The organism is Vibrio sp. 1402 (assembly GCF_033340275.1).
This window is the reverse complement of record NZ_JAWOWE010000003.1, coordinates 143,257-159,577: the sequence shown is the minus strand read 5'-3', so window position 1 is coordinate 159,577 and position 16,321 is coordinate 143,257. Positions and strand designations below refer to the sequence as shown.

Below are 16,321 nucleotides of genomic sequence, written 5' to 3'. Positions count from 1 at the left end.
CACAGTTATATCCAGCCTCTTTCAGCAAAAGAGACACTTTCCCCATCTCCGATGACGAAATGGTCCAAAATACGAATATCCACCAATGCTAATGCGTCGATGAGACGCCTTGTAATCCTTCTGTCAGCTTGGCTCGGCTCAGCGACGCCTGAAGGATGATTGTGCGCCAAAATCAAAGCCGCCGCGTTATGATGCAGAGCACGCTTGACGACTTCTCTCGGATACACCGACGCTGCATCCAACGTTCCTTCAAATAAAATTTCATCTTTTATCACTCGGTGCTGGTTATCGAGAAAAAGAATATAAAAAGCCTCTCTTTGCCGATCCCTTAAAATAGAAGACAGATATAACTTAGTTTGGTCGGGACTGGTTAAGGCATCACCACGCTTTAGCGTCTCCGCCAAGTAACGTTGTGTCATTTCTAGTACCGCTTGCAATTGAACATACTTGGCTTGCCCCAATCCTTTGTGACGACAAAACTCTTCTTCTGATGCTGAAAATAGTTGTCTTAGCGAACCAAAGTCTTGAATAAGGAAATCTGCAAGCTCAATCACGTTCATTCCGCGGGTGCCTGTGCGCAAGAAGATGGCCAGTAGCTCAGCATCGGTCAAAGCTTGCGGCCCTCGTTGCAGTAGCTTCTCTCTGGGCATGGACTCATTTGGCAAAGCTTTCAGTATCATCTGATGTCTCTTTATATGGAAAGTGTCCCTATTCCACAAAACAAAAAGCGAAAGTCGAGTATGACTTTCGCTTTCTTCGTACCATCAGTGCTTTCCATGCAACTTAACAGTTCATCAGAGTTTAAAGTTGCCAACCAAGCCGTGAATTTCCGTTCCAGACTGTGATAGCTGCGTGCTGATTGACTCGGCATGCTGCAACGTCTCATTAATTTTGTTCACGATCTGTTGAATAGCCACTAAGTTTTGGTTGATGTCTTCTGCAACCGCACTTTGTTCTTCGGCGGCAGACGCGGTTTGAATCCCCATATCTCGAATCGTACCGATAGAATTATGAACACCAGAAAGAGATTGCTGAATGAGCGCCGATTCTTCCGCCGTTTTGACACCTCTTTTTTGGCTCACCGACATCGTAATGACCGCTCTTGATACACCATTTTGTAGCTGCTTAAGCATGTCACCAATTTCATGAGTACTATTTTGTGTACGACTGGCTAACGAGCGCACTTCATCCGCAACGACGGCAAACCCTCGACCTTGCTCACCGGCTCTAGCCGCTTCAATCGCCGCATTTAGGGCCAACAAATTCGTTTGCTCGGCTATCTCGCCAATCACATCCAGCACTTTGGTTATTTTTTCAGTCTGTAAACTCAACTCAGAAATTGCATCTGACGTGCTGTCTATCTCCGTCACGAGTTCGGTAATGCCTTCTATTGCTTGCTCGACCTCATGCTGAGCAGCGGTGACTTGACTGTTGGCATCGTCAATTGCCTGCGCGGTCGCATTAGTATTGCTGGCTACTTCTTTGGCAGTCATGCTCATTTGCGTCACTGCCGTCACGACTTTGTCCGTCTCTAAACAGTGATCCTGCATTTGACCGCTCGCTTGGCTGGTCTGAGTGTTCAGGCTTTGGGAAACGGTCTGTACTGTCGTCGCAGAGCGATGAATGTCCTGCATCAGTGGGTGCAGCTTATCCATAAAATCATTAAACGCGGCCGCCACTTCACCGACTTCATCCTGACTTTCGACTTTTAAACGAGCCGTTAAGTCACCGCCGCCTGCGGCAACATCTTTTAATGAAGCCGCGACATGTTGTAATGGCTGAATACCTTTAGACACCACGATACTGGTGAGAACACTGGTAATGATCAATCCAATAGCGGAAATCAACACGGCAGATAACGTATGCTCTTTTAGCTCTTGAGTCTTTAACTCTCTGTGCATCGCAACTTGCTGGTCGATGTCATCAATATAAACGCCAGTACCTAAAACCCAGTCCCATTTCGATAGATATTCTGCATAGCCCAACTTAGGCGCTTGTGCGTCAATGGTCGGTTTGTGCCACGAGAAATAGAGGAACCCATCCCCTTTTTGAGAAGCGTCAATCAAGCCCGCAATAACTGCGACCCCATTTTCATCTTTTAAGTCGTAAAGGTTTTTACCCTCTAATGCAGGTTTGATGGCGTGCAACGTATTCACACCTTGAGAGTCGTAGGCAAAAAAGTAACCATCGCTTTCAAAGCGCATGGCTTTCAGAATTTCTTTTGCTGCCTCTTTATTACTTCCATTTACATCCGCGTCGTATAACGGTTTTATCGCCGTCACGCCCATCATCATATAGGCTTGTAACTCTTTCTTTTTCGTTTCGATGAGCTCTTGCCTGTCTCTTGCTAACTCCGCTTCCAAACTTTTACTGCTGTTGATGTAATACACCACTGAGATCAACGTAGTGATCAACAGCAGCGGAATTAGGGTTATCAGCAGCAATTTGTTTCGACTTTTCAACACCATGGTTTCCACTACCTCTTTTTCTTTTCAGACTTGCAAACTCCGCGCAACTTGTCTGTGAGGTAGGCGAGAATTTTCCCTTCCTCGGTCAGATTAATACTCTGGAGTTTGATGTGAATTATCTTCTCGTTATATATGCTCGGGCGGTCAGACTTTGAATTGTGTTAAAATCCGGTCATCAAATTGGAGATCTCACATGCAAACACTAGCAGGAAAGAAAATTCTACTCGGCATCAGTGGCGGTATTGCCGCGTATAAATGTGCGGAGCTAACCCGTCGCCTCATAGAGAGAGGAGCGCAAGTTCAAGTTGTAATGACGAAAGCCGCAAAAGAGTTCATTACCCCTTTAACCATGCAAGCCGTTTCGGGCCGTCCTGTCTCGGACAGTTTACTAGACCCAGCAGCGGAAGCCTCTATGGGCCATATTGAATTGGCCAAATGGGCAGATTTAGTGCTATTAGCGCCCGCGACCGCGGACTTAATCGCGCGCATGTCCGCAGGCATGGGGAACGATTTACTTACTACGCTCGTGCTCGCGACGGATTCCCCTGTTGCTGTTTCTCCTGCGATGAATCAACAGATGTATCGCAATATCGCAACCCAAGAGAACATCGCTACGTTAGCGCGTCGTGGTATGCACATCTGGGGCCCTGCGGCAGGAGAGCAAGCCTGTGGTGATGTAGGACCAGGTCGAATGCTGGAACCAATGCAGCTAGTACAGCTATGTGAACAGTTCTTTCAACCAAAATTGCTAGAAGGTAAGTCGATACTCATTACCGCCGGACCAACTCGCGAAGCGATTGATCCAGTGCGTTACATTACAAACCATAGCTCCGGGAAAATGGGCTATGCATTGGCGAGCGCCGCAGCGCAGATGGGAGCAAAAGTCACCCTCGTGAGCGGTCCTGTCAGTTTAAATACGCCCGTAGGTGTTGAGCGCATAAATGTTTCCAGTGCACAAGAGATGCACGAAGCCGTTATGACACATGCAAACCAGCATGATGCCTTTATTAGCTGCGCTGCCGTTGCCGACTACCGCCCACAAACGATCGCGTCTCAAAAGTTGAAAAAGACAGAAGACAACGACGAAATGGTCATTAATATGGTTAAAAATACTGATATTGTTGCATCTGTGGCAGCAATGACGGAGAAGCGTCCGTTTACCGTCGGTTTTGCGGCTGAAACCAATGATGTAGAGACCTATGCTCGAGGCAAGTTAACAAAGAAAAACCTCGATATGATCTGTGCAAACGACGTTTCGGTTGCAGGGCAAGGATTTAACAGCAACGACAACGCAATTACCCTTTACTGGCCTGAAGGTGAACTTGCGCTCGCTTTAGAATCAAAAGAAGCATTGAGCTTTAAAATTCTCGAAAAAATGCATCAATTGATGTAACTAACGTTTGAAAACCCTGCCAATTTTTTACAAAAGCTGGCATAAATTTGGTACAAAAATGACAACTAAGGGTGTTAAATCTCCCATTCCACCCTTAGTGGTCTAGTTTGAGGCGAAATAGCGTCTTATAATCCCCTCCGCTCAACTTTGTATTTTGAAAGGAAGTAACTAATGGCCGGCAGTAAAAAATCCAACCGTCGTGAAGAGATCTTACAAGCATTGGCAGAAATGCTTGAATCAACAGATGGCGCTTCACGCATTACTACGGCAAAACTGGCCAAGCAAGTCGGCGTTTCAGAAGCCGCGCTGTATCGTCATTTCCCAAGTAAAGCGCGCATGTTCGAAGGGTTGATTGAGTTCATTGAAGAAGCCTTGATGACACGTATCAACCGTATTCTAGACGACGAAAAAGATACACTAGAGCGTATTCGTATGGTGATGCACCTTATTTTGGCGTTCTCTGAACGTAACCCAGGTCTGACACGCATTTTGTCGGGTCATGCTCTAATGTTTGAAAATGAACGTCTACGTGAACGCATCAATCAACTCTTTGAGCGTATAGAAACACAATTGCGCCAAATCCTGCGTGAACGTAAGATTCGTGAAGGGAAGTCTTTCCCTGTCGAAGAGCGCATCCTAGCCGCGCAAATTCTGGGACAAGTTGAGGGGAGCCTAAACCGCTTTGTGCGTAGCGACTTTAAATACCAGCCGACTGCAAACTTTGACGAGTACTGGGCGCTTTTGAGTGCACAAATAAAGTAAAAGACTATGAGTAAAGACAAATACACGCAGCCCGAGTTTTCTCTTTCACTTCTTCACCCTCGTAACTGGGGCGTATGGCTTGGTTTTGGCCTGTTGGCCATCCTCGTCAATATTCTTCCTTATCGGCTGCTGCTTTCATTAGGTCGTTCACTCGGTAAACTTGGCATGCGCTACGGTAAAAAGCGTGTCCACGTTGCTCAGCGTAACTTAGAATTGGCCTTTCCAGACAAAACACCTGAAGAGATTCAACATATTGTTGAAGAGAACTTCAAAAATACCGGTATGGCACTGATAGAAACCGGAATCACTTGGTTCTGGCCGACTTGGCGCTTTAAAAACCTGATCGTCGAGAAAGATCTCGGCGCACTGCGTGAAAAAGCCAAAGAAGGTAAAGGCGTCCTACTTTGTTGTGTCCATGCTCTTAATCTAGAGATCACTGCGCGTGCTTTCGCCGTGTTAGGCGTGGCCGGGTACGGCGCGTTTCGTCCGCATAATAATCCTGCTTATAACTTTATCCAGTATTGGGGACGGACACATAACGGCAATAAACTGATTGATCGTAAAGATGTAAAAAAGATGATTCGTGTTTTACGCAGCGGTGAGCGTCTGTTCTATTTACCGGATCACGATTACGGTCGCAAAAAATCAGTATTTGTGCCCTTCTTTGCCGTAGACGATGCGTGTACGACAACAGGCACGAGCATTCTGGCGTATACCTCAAAATGTGCGATCATCCCAGGCTCAGGGTTTCGCAATGACGAAGGAAAATACGACATCATCGCCGATAAGTGCATTGAAGCCGATTATCCACAAAAAGACGAAGTCGCCGCTGCCGCTTATATGAACAAGTATGTGGAAGAAGTCATTCTACGCGCTCCAGAGCAATGGATGTGGCTCCATAAACGCTATAAAACCATGCAAGATGAGCATGTCGAGAAAGGCATTCGCTATAAGTAAGTGGTCACGGCGATAAATCCAAAAACAAAAAAGGGCAGATGAATATCCATCTGCCCTTTTTACTTTTTCAGAAAAAGTAACCAATTAAATGCCGTATTCTGCGCGGTATGCTTTGACTGCTTCTAGATGCTCTTTGTCTGTGCCTTTCTCTTCAAGGAAAGTCACAAGGTCAGTCAGGCTAACGATTGAGATGATTGCACAACCAAAGTCACGCTCCACTTCTTGGATCGCAGACAACTCACCTTTGCCTTTTTCTTGGCGGTCAATCGCAACCAACACACCAGCAAGGTCTGCGCCATTTGCTTGAATGATTTCCATCGATTCACGAATCGCAGTACCTGCTGTGATTACGTCATCTACTAGCATGATACGGCCTTTAAGCGCAGAGCCTACAAGGTTACCGCCTTCGCCGTGATCTTTCGCTTCTTTACGGTTGAAGCAGTAAGGCGTGTCGACGTCATGATGATCCGCCAGCGCGACTGCTGTTGTCGTCGCGATTGGGATACCTTTGTACGCCGGGCCAAACAGCACATCAAACTCAATGCCTGAATCAGCGAGCGCGGCTGCGTAAAAACGACCAAGACGCGCTAGGTCACGACCAGTATTGAAAAGACCAGCGTTAAAGAAGTACGGGCTTTTACGGCCAGATTTCAAAGTAAACTCACCAAACTTAAGAACTTCTTTCTCAAGTGCAAACTCAATAAATTCACGCTGGTATGCTTTCATTATTTTCTCTCTATGTCCTTGGTTTCTTGTGTCTCTTCTCGACAATCATTCATTTCTCTATTGTCGAGATAAAAAAATAGCCCCCATAATGGGAGCTATCTAAATCAATTGGCTAACGCCGCCTTCTGCGCTGCGACAATTTCCGTAATGCCGACTTTCGCCGACTCGAGCAATGCCATCAGCTGTTCGTGACTGAACGGTTCACCTTCTGCGGTGCCCTGAATTTCAATCATCTTGCCTTCTTCGGTCATTACGACGTTCATGTCTGTGTCTGCCGCTGAATCTTCAACGTATTCAAGATCACACAATACTTCATCGCCTAGCAAGCCGACAGAAACTGCCGCTACGTGGCCTTTCATTGGATTCGCTTTTAGCTTGCCGCTATCTACTAGGTGTTGGAATGCATCGGCCATTGCAACACTTGCGCCGCTGATGGATGCAGTACGCGTACCACCGTCAGCTTGGATAACGTCACAGTCAACGGTGATCATGAACTCACCCATGGCTTTTAGATCGACAACTGCACGTAGGCTTCGCGCGATAAGACGCTGAATTTCCATCGTACGGCCGCCTTGCTTTCCACTTGCCGCTTCACGACGAGTACGAGAATGTGTTGCTCGAGGTAGCATGCCGTATTCAGCTGTAACCCAGCCTTTACCTTGACCTTTTAGCCAACGTGGCACAGATTCTTCGACGGTCGCATTACACAACACTTTGGTGTTACCGAACTCAACTAACACTGACCCTTCAGCGTAAGCTGTGTAGTTACGAGTAATTTTGATAGGGCGAACTTGATCCGCCTTGCGATCGTTTGGACGCATGGGCATCTACCTTAAATATGAGGAGAAGACGATTTGGTTGGGCGAAGATTATAACGGAATCGATTCCGGATTCATAGGTTACGCATCTGGCACAACATAAACAATCCATACATGCCGCGCACCTATCGACGCAGCGTGATACACTCTTGAAGTAATTTTCAAAAAATGAAGACAGGAAAATTCGATGATTTACAGTATGACAGCGTATGCACGCAAAGAAGTAAAAGGCGATTGGGGTTCTGCGGTATGGGAAATCCGCAGCGTGAACCAGCGTTATTTAGAAACATACTTCCGCATGCCAGAACAATTTCGCGGATTAGAGCCCGTTTTACGTGAGCGCTTTCGTAAGCGCTTAGCGCGAGGCAAAGTAGAATGTAATCTGCGTTTTGAAGCAAACCCTGCCGCAAAAGGTGAGCTTAGCATCAATGAAGCGCTTGCTAGCCAGGTAATTAAAGCCGCTGAACAAGTCATGCACATGACTGGTGAACTGAGCCGAATCAATCCATTTCAAGTCATGCAATGGCCGGGGGTAATGGAAACGCCAGAGCAAGACATGGATGCGGTAAATAAAGTGCTACTAGAAGCGTTTGATGGCGCAATGGATGAATTTATTGAAGCGCGCGCTCGTGAAGGCGAGAACATGAAGGCGCTGATTGAGCAACGCCTAGAAGCGATCACATCAGAAGTTGTGAAAGTGCGCGCACGCATGCCAGAAATACTAGAGTGGCAACGTGAGCGTCTGTTCTCTAAATTTGAAGATGCGAAAGTAGAGCTAGACCCATCTCGCGTTGAGCAAGAGCTTATCCTTCTGGCACAGAAATCAGACGTAGCAGAAGAGCTAGACCGTCTTGATTCTCACGTAAAAGAAACCACAAACATTCTGAAAAAAGGTGGCGCAGTCGGTCGTCGTCTGGACTTCATGATGCAAGAGTTCAACCGTGAATCGAACACGCTAGCGTCGAAATCCATCAGCACCGACATCACCGCATCGGGCGTTGAACTGAAAGTTCTAATTGAACAGATGCGTGAGCAGATCCAGAATATCGAATAAACTCCACTCGCTTCAATACGATTATTTCTCACTTTAAACCAAAAATTCACACCAGACCTCTCCATTGAAAACCACTGTTAACCTCCACCTAATGGCGGTTAACAGTGTGCGTAAAATCAAAATCCACTGATTTGACCTATATGGGGCCATAGTGTTTCAGTTAACTGTTTAGAAAGTGTAAATATTGATTAAAAGAATGATTCGAACATTAGCGATGTGATGAAGAAACTTATCGATGAGCGATATGAACAACTTAAATTAAGTCTTACGTGAGAAAATACCAATATGATCTTCAGAGCACCTTAATTTTATGCCAACTTATCGGGCAAACTCTCACATATTGATAAATTTATATCAACAAACGCCTGCCAAGTATAAGTAGAAGCGTAATGCCTTCTATACTGTAGTTCTACTCGACAAATATCCGGTCTCGTATCATAGATACGGCATTGTTTGTTTTCCACATTGAGATGACGGCAAATGCCGTCACCTCGGTCCAAGTTCTTGGTCTCTGCGGATAAATCAACATTCGCACAACATTTACCGCATGAATAGCAAGGGAAAGGATTTAGGGTAACTTGGTTCATAAACTCATCAACCAAGCTCGAGTACTATCTAGGTTGTTGTCTTCAAAAGGTAACTCTATCTCTCTTCGACTTACTTCTTTCGACAACATCATACTTCTTTCGTATTCACAGCTAACAGATTCTAAGTTGTCGACAAGTCCAGCTAGTTCATCAGGTGAAAGATTAAACTCAACTTTGGAAAGCTCAATCAAGTATCGATCAAGTTCAGCATTTACCGTCTGGAAGTATTCCAAGGTTCTCTTTTCTACTGACTTAAACTGATCTAGGTAATCCCATACTTTTCGCATTAATTTACTGTGATCTAAAAAGTATGTGATACCAATAGTCATTATGCCCGTAACCACCGCGCTAACAAACGAGGCTAGTTCAATACCGAGAGGAAATGTCATCAGCGAGGCTAACTGTTGGTTAAGCATCACTCCCATTGCAACCGCAACACCAGTAGATAAAATACGTGTAACTTCTCGCACCAAAGCTCCAGGGCTAAGTCTCTGTGGATTAAAGAACAAGACTTTAGCAGCCGAAACTAGACTTGACCAAGTTTCACGGAGGAGTTTTCCAATCAACTTTTGAGTGGTGAAAAAGATGTTCATTATGGTCGAACTTAAGCTAGACAGGGCACCCGCTAAAGCCCCGTTTTTAAACTCTTCAAGAATATCTTTGAATCTAGTTTTGACCCTATCCCAAATTTTTAGTGCGGTAACCTTTAGCTTATTTAGGAACTTATCAAGTGTGAAGTTTTCTTCTTTATCTTTAAAGATCTGAGGAATTGCATCTTTTATTTCAAACCAAACTTCAGCAAAAACAAGCCCTAATGCCTGTCGAACCCCCATTGCGAAACCAGCTTTACTAGACGCCATCGCAGTACTCTTAAAAAACTTACTGCTAGTATAATAAGTGAAATTGATCTGCTTATCGTACTGCTGTCTTGCTCTCTTATCCGCCTCACGCATTTTGTCTTCATCAAGACTCTCAAGAACAGCAACCTGCTCACTTTGCTTAGTGATTTTATCTGCTAGTTTACGTTTTTCATGCTTTTGCTGTTTAGTTTCCGAGGGCATAGAAGCTAAACGCAGTTTATCTCTTTCAATATTGCTACGCTTGTTCTCAATTGTCCTTGGTACAACGGTTCCTAAGAAATCATCCATAGAATGATCTGACTTGAGGTTGTTGATGTAATTATGTGTCGATTGAAAGTTTGAGTTCTGATTGGCAAGTTCTACGCCGTCTAGCCCTGCAAGCACTCTTCCCGCATCATTATGGACTTCATGCGATGAAATGATGTGGTCTAGTTGGCGTTTTTCATCCTGAGACATAAACTGGTTACGATATTCGTCTGGTAAATTACCATCATGTTGCAGCTTTTTGTCTTCCTTTCCCTTCGCCTTATAATTCTGATGAGAGTGGTAGCGATCTTCTCTTTTGGGTTTGTTCTTTCTATCAGTTACGATACTTCCGTCAGCATGATGTTTAACTGGTTTGTAATCCCCTTTATTCGCATATTCTGCTTGAACACTCTTTGAGACATAGATTTCAGCATCACCTTTTTGGTGCTGGCGAACATTGTGAACGGTTGCAACATCGCCACCTTTTTTGTCTTCAAAAAGTAAAAAATCCAAACCGAACGTCGTTACTAGACTTTTAGTAACCGTCTTATTTAGCTCATCGACTAGCGCAAAATGTTGTGAATTGGTTTCTGACATACCATACAGCTCCATTGAAAAGGGAGAAAAACCTCCCTTTATATCTCTTCGAGAACAATACTTACTTGTGAGTATTACTCGACTTTGCAAGCGTAGCTTTTATTCCAGGCTCATTGATCACTTGCATTCCATCGCTATCAGTTTCAATTTGAACAATGTTTTCATCATTTAATACCACATTACCCTGTGCGTCTTTTTTAGGTTTAAACAGCGGTGTTGTAATGATATCAGTGAGAATAGCGGCAATTTGGTAGCCATTTTGAATTAGACGAATAACGTCATCTTCGAACTTGGAAATGTCAGATTTGTTCGATAGCAATTTCTCAAAAGCTTTTAGGCTATCAAAGTATTCTTTAAATACTGAATACAGGCGTTCTATCTCTTTGTAAATTCTATCGGCATATAGCTTAGTTTTGGCTAGTTGTTTGCGCCCCTTCTCCATCTTACCTACAGCTTCGTTAACTTCTGCTCGAGTTTTTCTTGCATCGCTTAATGCTTCCTCCGCATGAGAGGCAAAAGCCCACCCAGCAATCGCCATAATAGGAGCAGCAACAACACCACCAAGAACCATCGCACCTCCAGCCATACCAAAGCCACCAGCAGCAAGGGAACCTCCGCCAATAGCGGCCATAGTTGCGTTATATGCAGCAGCGCCAGATAGAGCGGCAATCGGTGTTCCTGTTGAAGCGGCAGCCATAGCCATAACGCCACCGTATACAGCATATGCAGCGGCAGCACCAGCAGCTCCAGCTCCAGCGACCTTACTCATGTAAGCTGTTGTAGATAACGCGAGACCATCTATCTCATCAAGCTTATGCTGAGGGAAGTCAATTTCTAGCTCCTTAGAGTTGGATTGATTCAATTTAACTAAAAGCTTTTCTGCAATTGTTCTGAACTCTTTAAAATCGTTACCAACTTGTAGTTGAAACTCACCGAGGCTGGTTAAACTTTTATTTGTCTGTTCATTCTGTTTGTCAAAGATAGTTCTCTCTTCATCGTACTTTCTCTTTGCAGACTCAATAATATCGTTTGCTTCAGACTTATCTTGATACCCGTCGTAGCCTTTTTTAGCTCCATAACTTGCTGCTGCAACAGCAGCACCTGCTAAAATAAATGGTAATGGCATGTTTATTTCTCCAAAAATTTTTCTGCTTCGAGCACAAGAGCCATCTGGCGCTGAACCCAATCCTTTAACTCTTCAATGATTGACAAGTCCACATTTAGGCTTTCTGCCACACTTTTTATGAAATTGTCTTCACTTTCTTCAATTACCTGATCCGCGTAAGCAACACCAATTAATTCAATTAGAAACGCCATTTTCTGCGCCTTTTCTGAAAAGATCGCAGAAAGCTTTTTAATATCAAACGTTTTATCTAAATTTGCACTGTTGTTACATTGAGCAGTGATTCCCTCCAAAAGTAGAGTTTCTCGCTCATCAACGTATCCATCAGCTGCAATTAACTCCTTAGAGAAGTAATATAATGCGGATTGTTGTTCATCATTAAGGTTCTGAATAAACATTGCTATTTCCTTTCTTTTTATAGATGTTACAGACGTCTGTTCCAAAGCTCTTAAGCCACTTATCAAGTAAGAATGAATCAATGACTGTGGCTGACACTCTATAGGCGCTTCCCAACTCTTCTATGATCTGGTCTTCCGATAGTGGTGTCTCAACAAGGTGGTATCCAGCCTGTTTATCTATATCAAACTGAACTCGACACAACTCTCCCTCGCCAAAACCAAATCTTCCGTCAGAATCGTATTTGGCCAACGAAAAGCTCTCCGGTCTCTTGAAGTTAAATGACGAAACTATCGCATCATTTATACGATGGACGGCTAAGCTTCTTTCATTGTTGAAACCGTCAAACCGGCACACTAGATAAAGTCGAACTCCTTGCTGTGCAAGGCCGAGCGGCATAACTGTAGATGTTCTAACTTGCTTATTGGCATTGTGATAGGTTACGGTCAATAAACGATCTTCATACAATGCCTTACTTATGTTTTCTAAAACTTTGTTATCAATTTTTGGCGCTAGAAGAGGTTGAGACTCTCGCACTACTTTGATTTTATCTTTCCAAACACGATCTTTATGGTTTTTAGGGTCAAACTCGAGGTTATACCTAGCCTCTGTAAAGTGAGGTCTTAGTGACTGCATTACATCTTTTGGTAGCAGTAACTTTAGGTGCTTCTCTGCTAAAGCCAAGAGTAAAGATTCATGAGCATTAAGTGAGCTCACTCCTAGTGCGTGACTATTTCTATCAAAACTGTACCCATAAGGCTTAGAGCGAGTATCCCTATCTATGGGAAAGTGTTCACTCAACATCTCTAGATTGCGTTGTATTGTTCTTATATCTCTCGAAATTCCTATTACTTCTAATTGCTCTCGTATTTCTAGAGCCGTTATCTTTCTGTGCTTAGGGATTCGTTTCAGTATTTCAAGCACAAGAACTAATGAGTCTTGTGTACTTTTTCTTTTCGACAAAGCCAAGTTATTCCGTTGTTTAAATCTATCGTGACATTCGTTCCATAAATGAGAACATCGATACTATACATGTGAAACTAATCCATCATGTGACTTAATGCACACAAATTATATTTGATTCCAGCGACAAGTTGTGTCGCACAAATATCAACCAGAAAAAGTTCAAAAAATAACGAATTTTACTTCGGTATACTGATCTCAGAGGTAAGTTAGCGACCGTCAGCTACAAAGTCAGCACGTTATAGGAGAATGAGATCGAAACATCGGAGGAGGGGGCTAAGTTGATGTCGTTATCCCTCCCATAACCTTGTGCTCATGAGAGGGTAGCGAAAAGTAATAATATTATCGCTCTAAATTATCTATAGCTCTAATCAAGCTTTGTGCTTTTCGGTCATTTTCAAAAGCTATTTTTTCTCTAAGATTAAGCAGGGCTTTTTTTGCTGCCTGATCTTTTGCAAATAGATTACCGTCTTGTAATGCAGCAATAGCAAGAGCCCTTTTTAAAGGCGAATTTTTGTCTTGCTGATTATTTCTATCATAGTAATCTCTGACGCGCTCACTTGGTGCTCGATTTACCTTTTCCCATTGTTCTAAGGTTTGAGTTAAAGCAGCATCATTCACTGCCTTAACTGCCGATTTTCCTGCACTAACCAATGAATCGAAAAATCCCATAATGACTCCTTACCAACTGTTAATTCAACGTTGTTTATTTTGTAGTTAAACAATCTATCAATACGACTAAAACAGATAACCTTTAAAAGCCATGCTTCTGAGATCATTGCACTCATAACTGAATACTCTTAATGATCGACTATAAAAGTTACTTTTGATCACCAATAGGCTACCAATAAAGATTATTAATTTTGCTTACACTTAGATAACTTACATAGATGAGTGAAATATAAATTAATAAAATCAACAATAAAACTCCACTACTAATGCTACTGTCTACGATTGAATGCGACACATCATGTCGCAGCCAAAATGTTTCCAGCAATAGATTCATTTAACCACCTACTACGACATAACTTGCCGCATAACAAAGTAACCTAATATCAATCAAGATATTGAAGGTAACGATATGTCAAAAAGTAAAGGCAACACTCATGCCCGTAGCATTTCTCTTATTGATGAACAAAACATGTCCCTCCCTAATAATATTGGACTTAAAAACATACTAAAAAAAATTTCAGACTTAGAGATTGAAAATCAAAAACTTACAAATAGAGTTTTACTCTTAGAGAAGCGTTTAAGTGTTGATTTTTTGACTGGTTTATCTTCTCGTGCTCAAGGCATTACACACATAGAGTCTCTAATTCAAGACAATGATATTGGAACTTTCTCACTGGTATTTATCGATTTAGATCAGTTGAAGAAAATTAACGACTCTGCTGGTCACGTTGTCGGAGATAGAATGATTGAAAGACTAGGTAATATCTTGAAAAAAATGCAACTACCAAAGCAGACGATAGCTAGGTTTGGAGGAGATGAATTCATTGCCATCCTCCCAAACTACGACCACCAAAAAACCACGAGTTGGTGTAACTGCTTACAAAAAAGAACTAAGCTTCAGGAGCCAATACGTATTGATGGACAGCATTTCTACCTTTCTGTTTCAGTTGGATCTTACGTGTACCATAAGGCAAGAGAGCCAGAACATTTAGATGCAAAGCAACTAATAGAGAGAGCAGACAAAGATATGTATAAAAACAAACAAAGTAAAAACGACTCACTCAAAAGTTATATCTATAAAGTACCAATCGGTGGGTAATGTGGTGGTTAAAAAATACAAAATAATGACTTAAATTAAATAAATTATTGATCTAAATGAATTTTAATAAATAAATCAACATTCAGATCCAAAACATTGAATGATCTAAAAGTCATCGAGTATTGAAACAAAAAAGCCCCGCTAATACGGGGCTTTCTTTTATTCGTCTTTTTCCAAGGTACTGTTATCAACGTAGGGCCAATAATGATGTCCAATTCTGATCAGCAAAGTAGCCGCAGCCAAAATAAACGCAGCCAGAGATAACCACACAACCAAAACTGCATCCAGCTCTTTCATTCCGAGAGTGATATAGCGGGCGATCGCCATCATCGCGATGTAGATAGGATAGCGTACCGGAATTTTACCGTTCATCACGAACTGCTGCACCATGGCGAGCACTTCCAGATAGATAAACATCAAAAGAATATCTGTGAGTAAGACACGCTTCTCTACAAATACGTGCACAAACTCTTGCATCATGGCGTACAACGTCGCCAAGGTAATAGAGACTAATAACACCGCCTCCAAAATATGGAAGATTTTCAGGAAAGGTCGACTAAAGGATTTCGGTAAATTCGACGGCATGGTCCATTATCCAAACAAAGAAAATAGGCCTTGAGTTTAGCATGCAACGATCTTCAATCAATCAGAATAAACATCAGTGCGAATCGACTCCAAGTCCTGGCATTTGCTTATAAAAATGCTCCGCTTATTTGGCGGAGCGCTTTTGTGTTATAGGACCTGTGGCATCACTTACGCCACTTGCTGCTTTTTTTCAGCTAAGCGCTTTTTCTTCCGATATTTAGGGTGAGTGATCGGAATCGCAGATAGGAGTTTTTTGGTGTATTCGTTTTGCGGGTTTGCATAAATTTCTTTAGCGCTGCCTGCTTCTACCACTTTACCAAAATACATCACGGCAACTTTGTCAGAGACATGTTTCACCACCGAGAGATCGTGAGAGATAAATATGATCGCCAAATTCATTTCTTGTTGCAGTTGTAGCAATAGGTTCAAGATTTGCGCCTGTACCGACACATCTAACGCAGATACCGATTCATCACAAATCAGTAGTTTAGGCTTCAATGCAATCGCGCGAGCAATACCGATACGCTGCCGTTGTCCGCCTGAAAATTCATGTGGATAACGGTTTACTGCCGTTTCTGGTAATCCCACTTTGATTAAAAGCTCTTTTACCCATTGTTTACGCTCTGTTGGCGTGCCAATTTTATGAATAACAAACGGTTCTTCCAGAATCATACCGATGGTATGACGCTGATTGAGTGACTCCATTGGGTCTTGAAAGACGATTTGCATGTCTTTACGCAGCGAGCGCATCTCTTTAACAGACAATTTAGTGATGTCTTTACCTTCAAAGAAAATCTTACCTTCCGTTGGCTCGTATAACTTTAAGATCGTGCGACCAAGGGTGCTTTTACCACAACCTGACTCACCAACTAGCCCCAGTGTTTCACCTTCAGAAACAGACAGTGAAACCCCGTCTACCGCTTTGATGGTGTAGCCTTTCTTGAACAGCCCTTTACCAGAAACAAAGTGCTGCTTAAGATTTTCAATTCTTAATACTTCTTTTGCCATAACATCC

Annotated in this window: 17 protein-coding genes; 5 read left to right on the top strand and 12 right to left on the bottom strand. The window is 43.0% G+C overall.

What is annotated here, in order from left to right; translation table 11 throughout:
- Positions 1-5 precede the first annotated feature (5 nt).
- Positions 6-680, bottom strand: coding sequence for a RadC family protein (gene radC / locus R7044_RS07050; protein ID WP_017820707.1), 675 nt, complete (start codon positions 678-680; stop codon positions 6-8).
- Between the two features lie 114 nt (positions 681-794).
- Positions 795-2,468 (bottom strand): methyl-accepting chemotaxis protein, encoded by a 1,674-nt coding sequence (locus R7044_RS07045; RefSeq protein WP_225455430.1) that lies wholly within the window; start codon positions 2,466-2,468, stop codon positions 795-797.
- 193 nt (positions 2,469-2,661) lie between these two features.
- Between R7044_RS07045 and coaBC the strand changes: the two genes are divergently transcribed.
- The 3 genes from coaBC to R7044_RS07030 all read left to right on the top strand — a co-directional run bounded on the left by coaBC (position 2,662) and on the right by R7044_RS07030 (position 5,580).
- On the top strand, positions 2,662-3,861 hold the full coding sequence (gene coaBC / locus R7044_RS07040) for a bifunctional phosphopantothenoylcysteine decarboxylase/phosphopantothenate--cysteine ligase CoaBC (protein WP_225455429.1): 1,200 nt from the start codon (positions 2,662-2,664) through the stop codon (positions 3,859-3,861).
- A gap of 171 nt (positions 3,862-4,032) precedes the next feature.
- The gene (gene slmA / locus R7044_RS07035) at positions 4,033-4,623 is read left to right on the top strand and encodes a nucleoid occlusion factor SlmA (protein WP_005379386.1); all 591 of its coding nucleotides are present in this window, start codon (positions 4,033-4,035) and stop codon (positions 4,621-4,623) included.
- Between the two features lie 6 nt (positions 4,624-4,629).
- Positions 4,630-5,580 (top strand): Kdo(2)-lipid IV(A) acyltransferase, encoded by a 951-nt coding sequence (locus R7044_RS07030; protein WP_033905948.1) that lies wholly within the window; start codon positions 4,630-4,632, stop codon positions 5,578-5,580.
- A gap of 84 nt (positions 5,581-5,664) precedes the next feature.
- On the opposite strand, the gene pyrE is transcribed toward R7044_RS07030, so the two are convergent.
- The gene (pyrE, locus tag R7044_RS07025) at positions 5,665-6,306 is read right to left on the bottom strand and encodes an orotate phosphoribosyltransferase (RefSeq protein ID WP_033905947.1); all 642 of its coding nucleotides are present in this window, start codon (positions 6,304-6,306) and stop codon (positions 5,665-5,667) included.
- A 104-nt stretch (positions 6,307-6,410) separates the two neighbouring features.
- On the bottom strand, positions 6,411-7,127 hold the full coding sequence (gene rph, locus R7044_RS07020) for a ribonuclease PH (protein WP_031780917.1): 717 nt from the start codon (positions 7,125-7,127) through the stop codon (positions 6,411-6,413).
- A gap of 184 nt (positions 7,128-7,311) precedes the next feature.
- On the opposite strand from rph, the gene R7044_RS07015 reads away from it, so the two are divergent.
- Entirely contained in the window at positions 7,312-8,178 is an 867-nt protein-coding gene (locus R7044_RS07015; protein ID WP_005384776.1) for a YicC/YloC family endoribonuclease, read from the top strand.
- 308 nt (positions 8,179-8,486) lie between these two features.
- On the opposite strand, the gene R7044_RS28610 is transcribed toward R7044_RS07015, so the two are convergent.
- The 6 genes from R7044_RS28610 to R7044_RS06990 all read right to left on the bottom strand — a co-directional run bounded on the left by R7044_RS28610 (position 8,487) and on the right by R7044_RS06990 (position 13,622).
- Complete coding sequence (locus R7044_RS28610; protein WP_137281647.1) at positions 8,487-8,765, bottom strand: YkgJ family cysteine cluster protein; 279 nt, start codon at positions 8,763-8,765, stop codon at positions 8,487-8,489.
- Positions 8,762-10,468, bottom strand: coding sequence for an ATPase (locus R7044_RS07010; RefSeq protein WP_213872501.1), 1,707 nt, complete (start codon positions 10,466-10,468; stop codon positions 8,762-8,764). Before R7044_RS07010 ends, R7044_RS28610 begins: the two co-directional genes overlap by 4 nt.
- Positions 10,469-10,529: 61 nt before the next feature.
- Complete coding sequence (locus R7044_RS07005) at positions 10,530-11,594, bottom strand: chemotaxis protein (RefSeq protein ID WP_213872500.1); 1,065 nt, start codon at positions 11,592-11,594, stop codon at positions 10,530-10,532.
- A gap of 2 nt (positions 11,595-11,596) precedes the next feature.
- Entirely contained in the window at positions 11,597-11,989 is a 393-nt protein-coding gene (locus tag R7044_RS07000) for a TerB family tellurite resistance protein (protein WP_213872499.1), read from the bottom strand.
- Positions 11,970-12,956, bottom strand: a complete 987-nt coding sequence (locus R7044_RS06995) for a helix-turn-helix transcriptional regulator (RefSeq protein WP_213872498.1) — start codon at positions 12,954-12,956, stop codon at positions 11,970-11,972. The genes R7044_RS07000 and R7044_RS06995 overlap by 20 nt, the downstream gene beginning before the upstream one ends.
- Before the next feature lie 336 nt (positions 12,957-13,292).
- Positions 13,293-13,622 carry a hypothetical protein gene (locus tag R7044_RS06990; protein WP_033905924.1) on the bottom strand — a complete coding sequence of 110 codons (330 nt, stop codon included), beginning with the start codon at positions 13,620-13,622 and terminating at the stop codon, positions 13,293-13,295.
- A 409-nt stretch (positions 13,623-14,031) separates the two neighbouring features.
- Here R7044_RS06990 and R7044_RS06985 point away from each other — a divergent pair, with 409 nt between their 5' ends.
- Positions 14,032-14,721, top strand: a complete 690-nt coding sequence (locus R7044_RS06985) for a GGDEF domain-containing protein (protein WP_213872497.1) — start codon at positions 14,032-14,034, stop codon at positions 14,719-14,721.
- A gap of 159 nt (positions 14,722-14,880) precedes the next feature.
- Here the strand turns inward: R7044_RS06985 and R7044_RS06980 are convergent, their stop codons facing one another.
- Together R7044_RS06980 and R7044_RS06975 are read right to left on the bottom strand one after the other, a co-directional pair.
- Positions 14,881-15,306 carry a phosphate-starvation-inducible protein PsiE gene (locus tag R7044_RS06980; RefSeq protein WP_025768316.1) on the bottom strand — a complete coding sequence of 142 codons (426 nt, stop codon included), beginning with the start codon at positions 15,304-15,306 and terminating at the stop codon, positions 14,881-14,883.
- 168 nt (positions 15,307-15,474) lie between these two features.
- On the bottom strand, positions 15,475-16,314 hold the full coding sequence (locus tag R7044_RS06975) for an ABC transporter ATP-binding protein (RefSeq protein ID WP_225455428.1): 840 nt from the start codon (positions 16,312-16,314) through the stop codon (positions 15,475-15,477).
- Positions 16,315-16,321 lie beyond the last annotated feature (7 nt).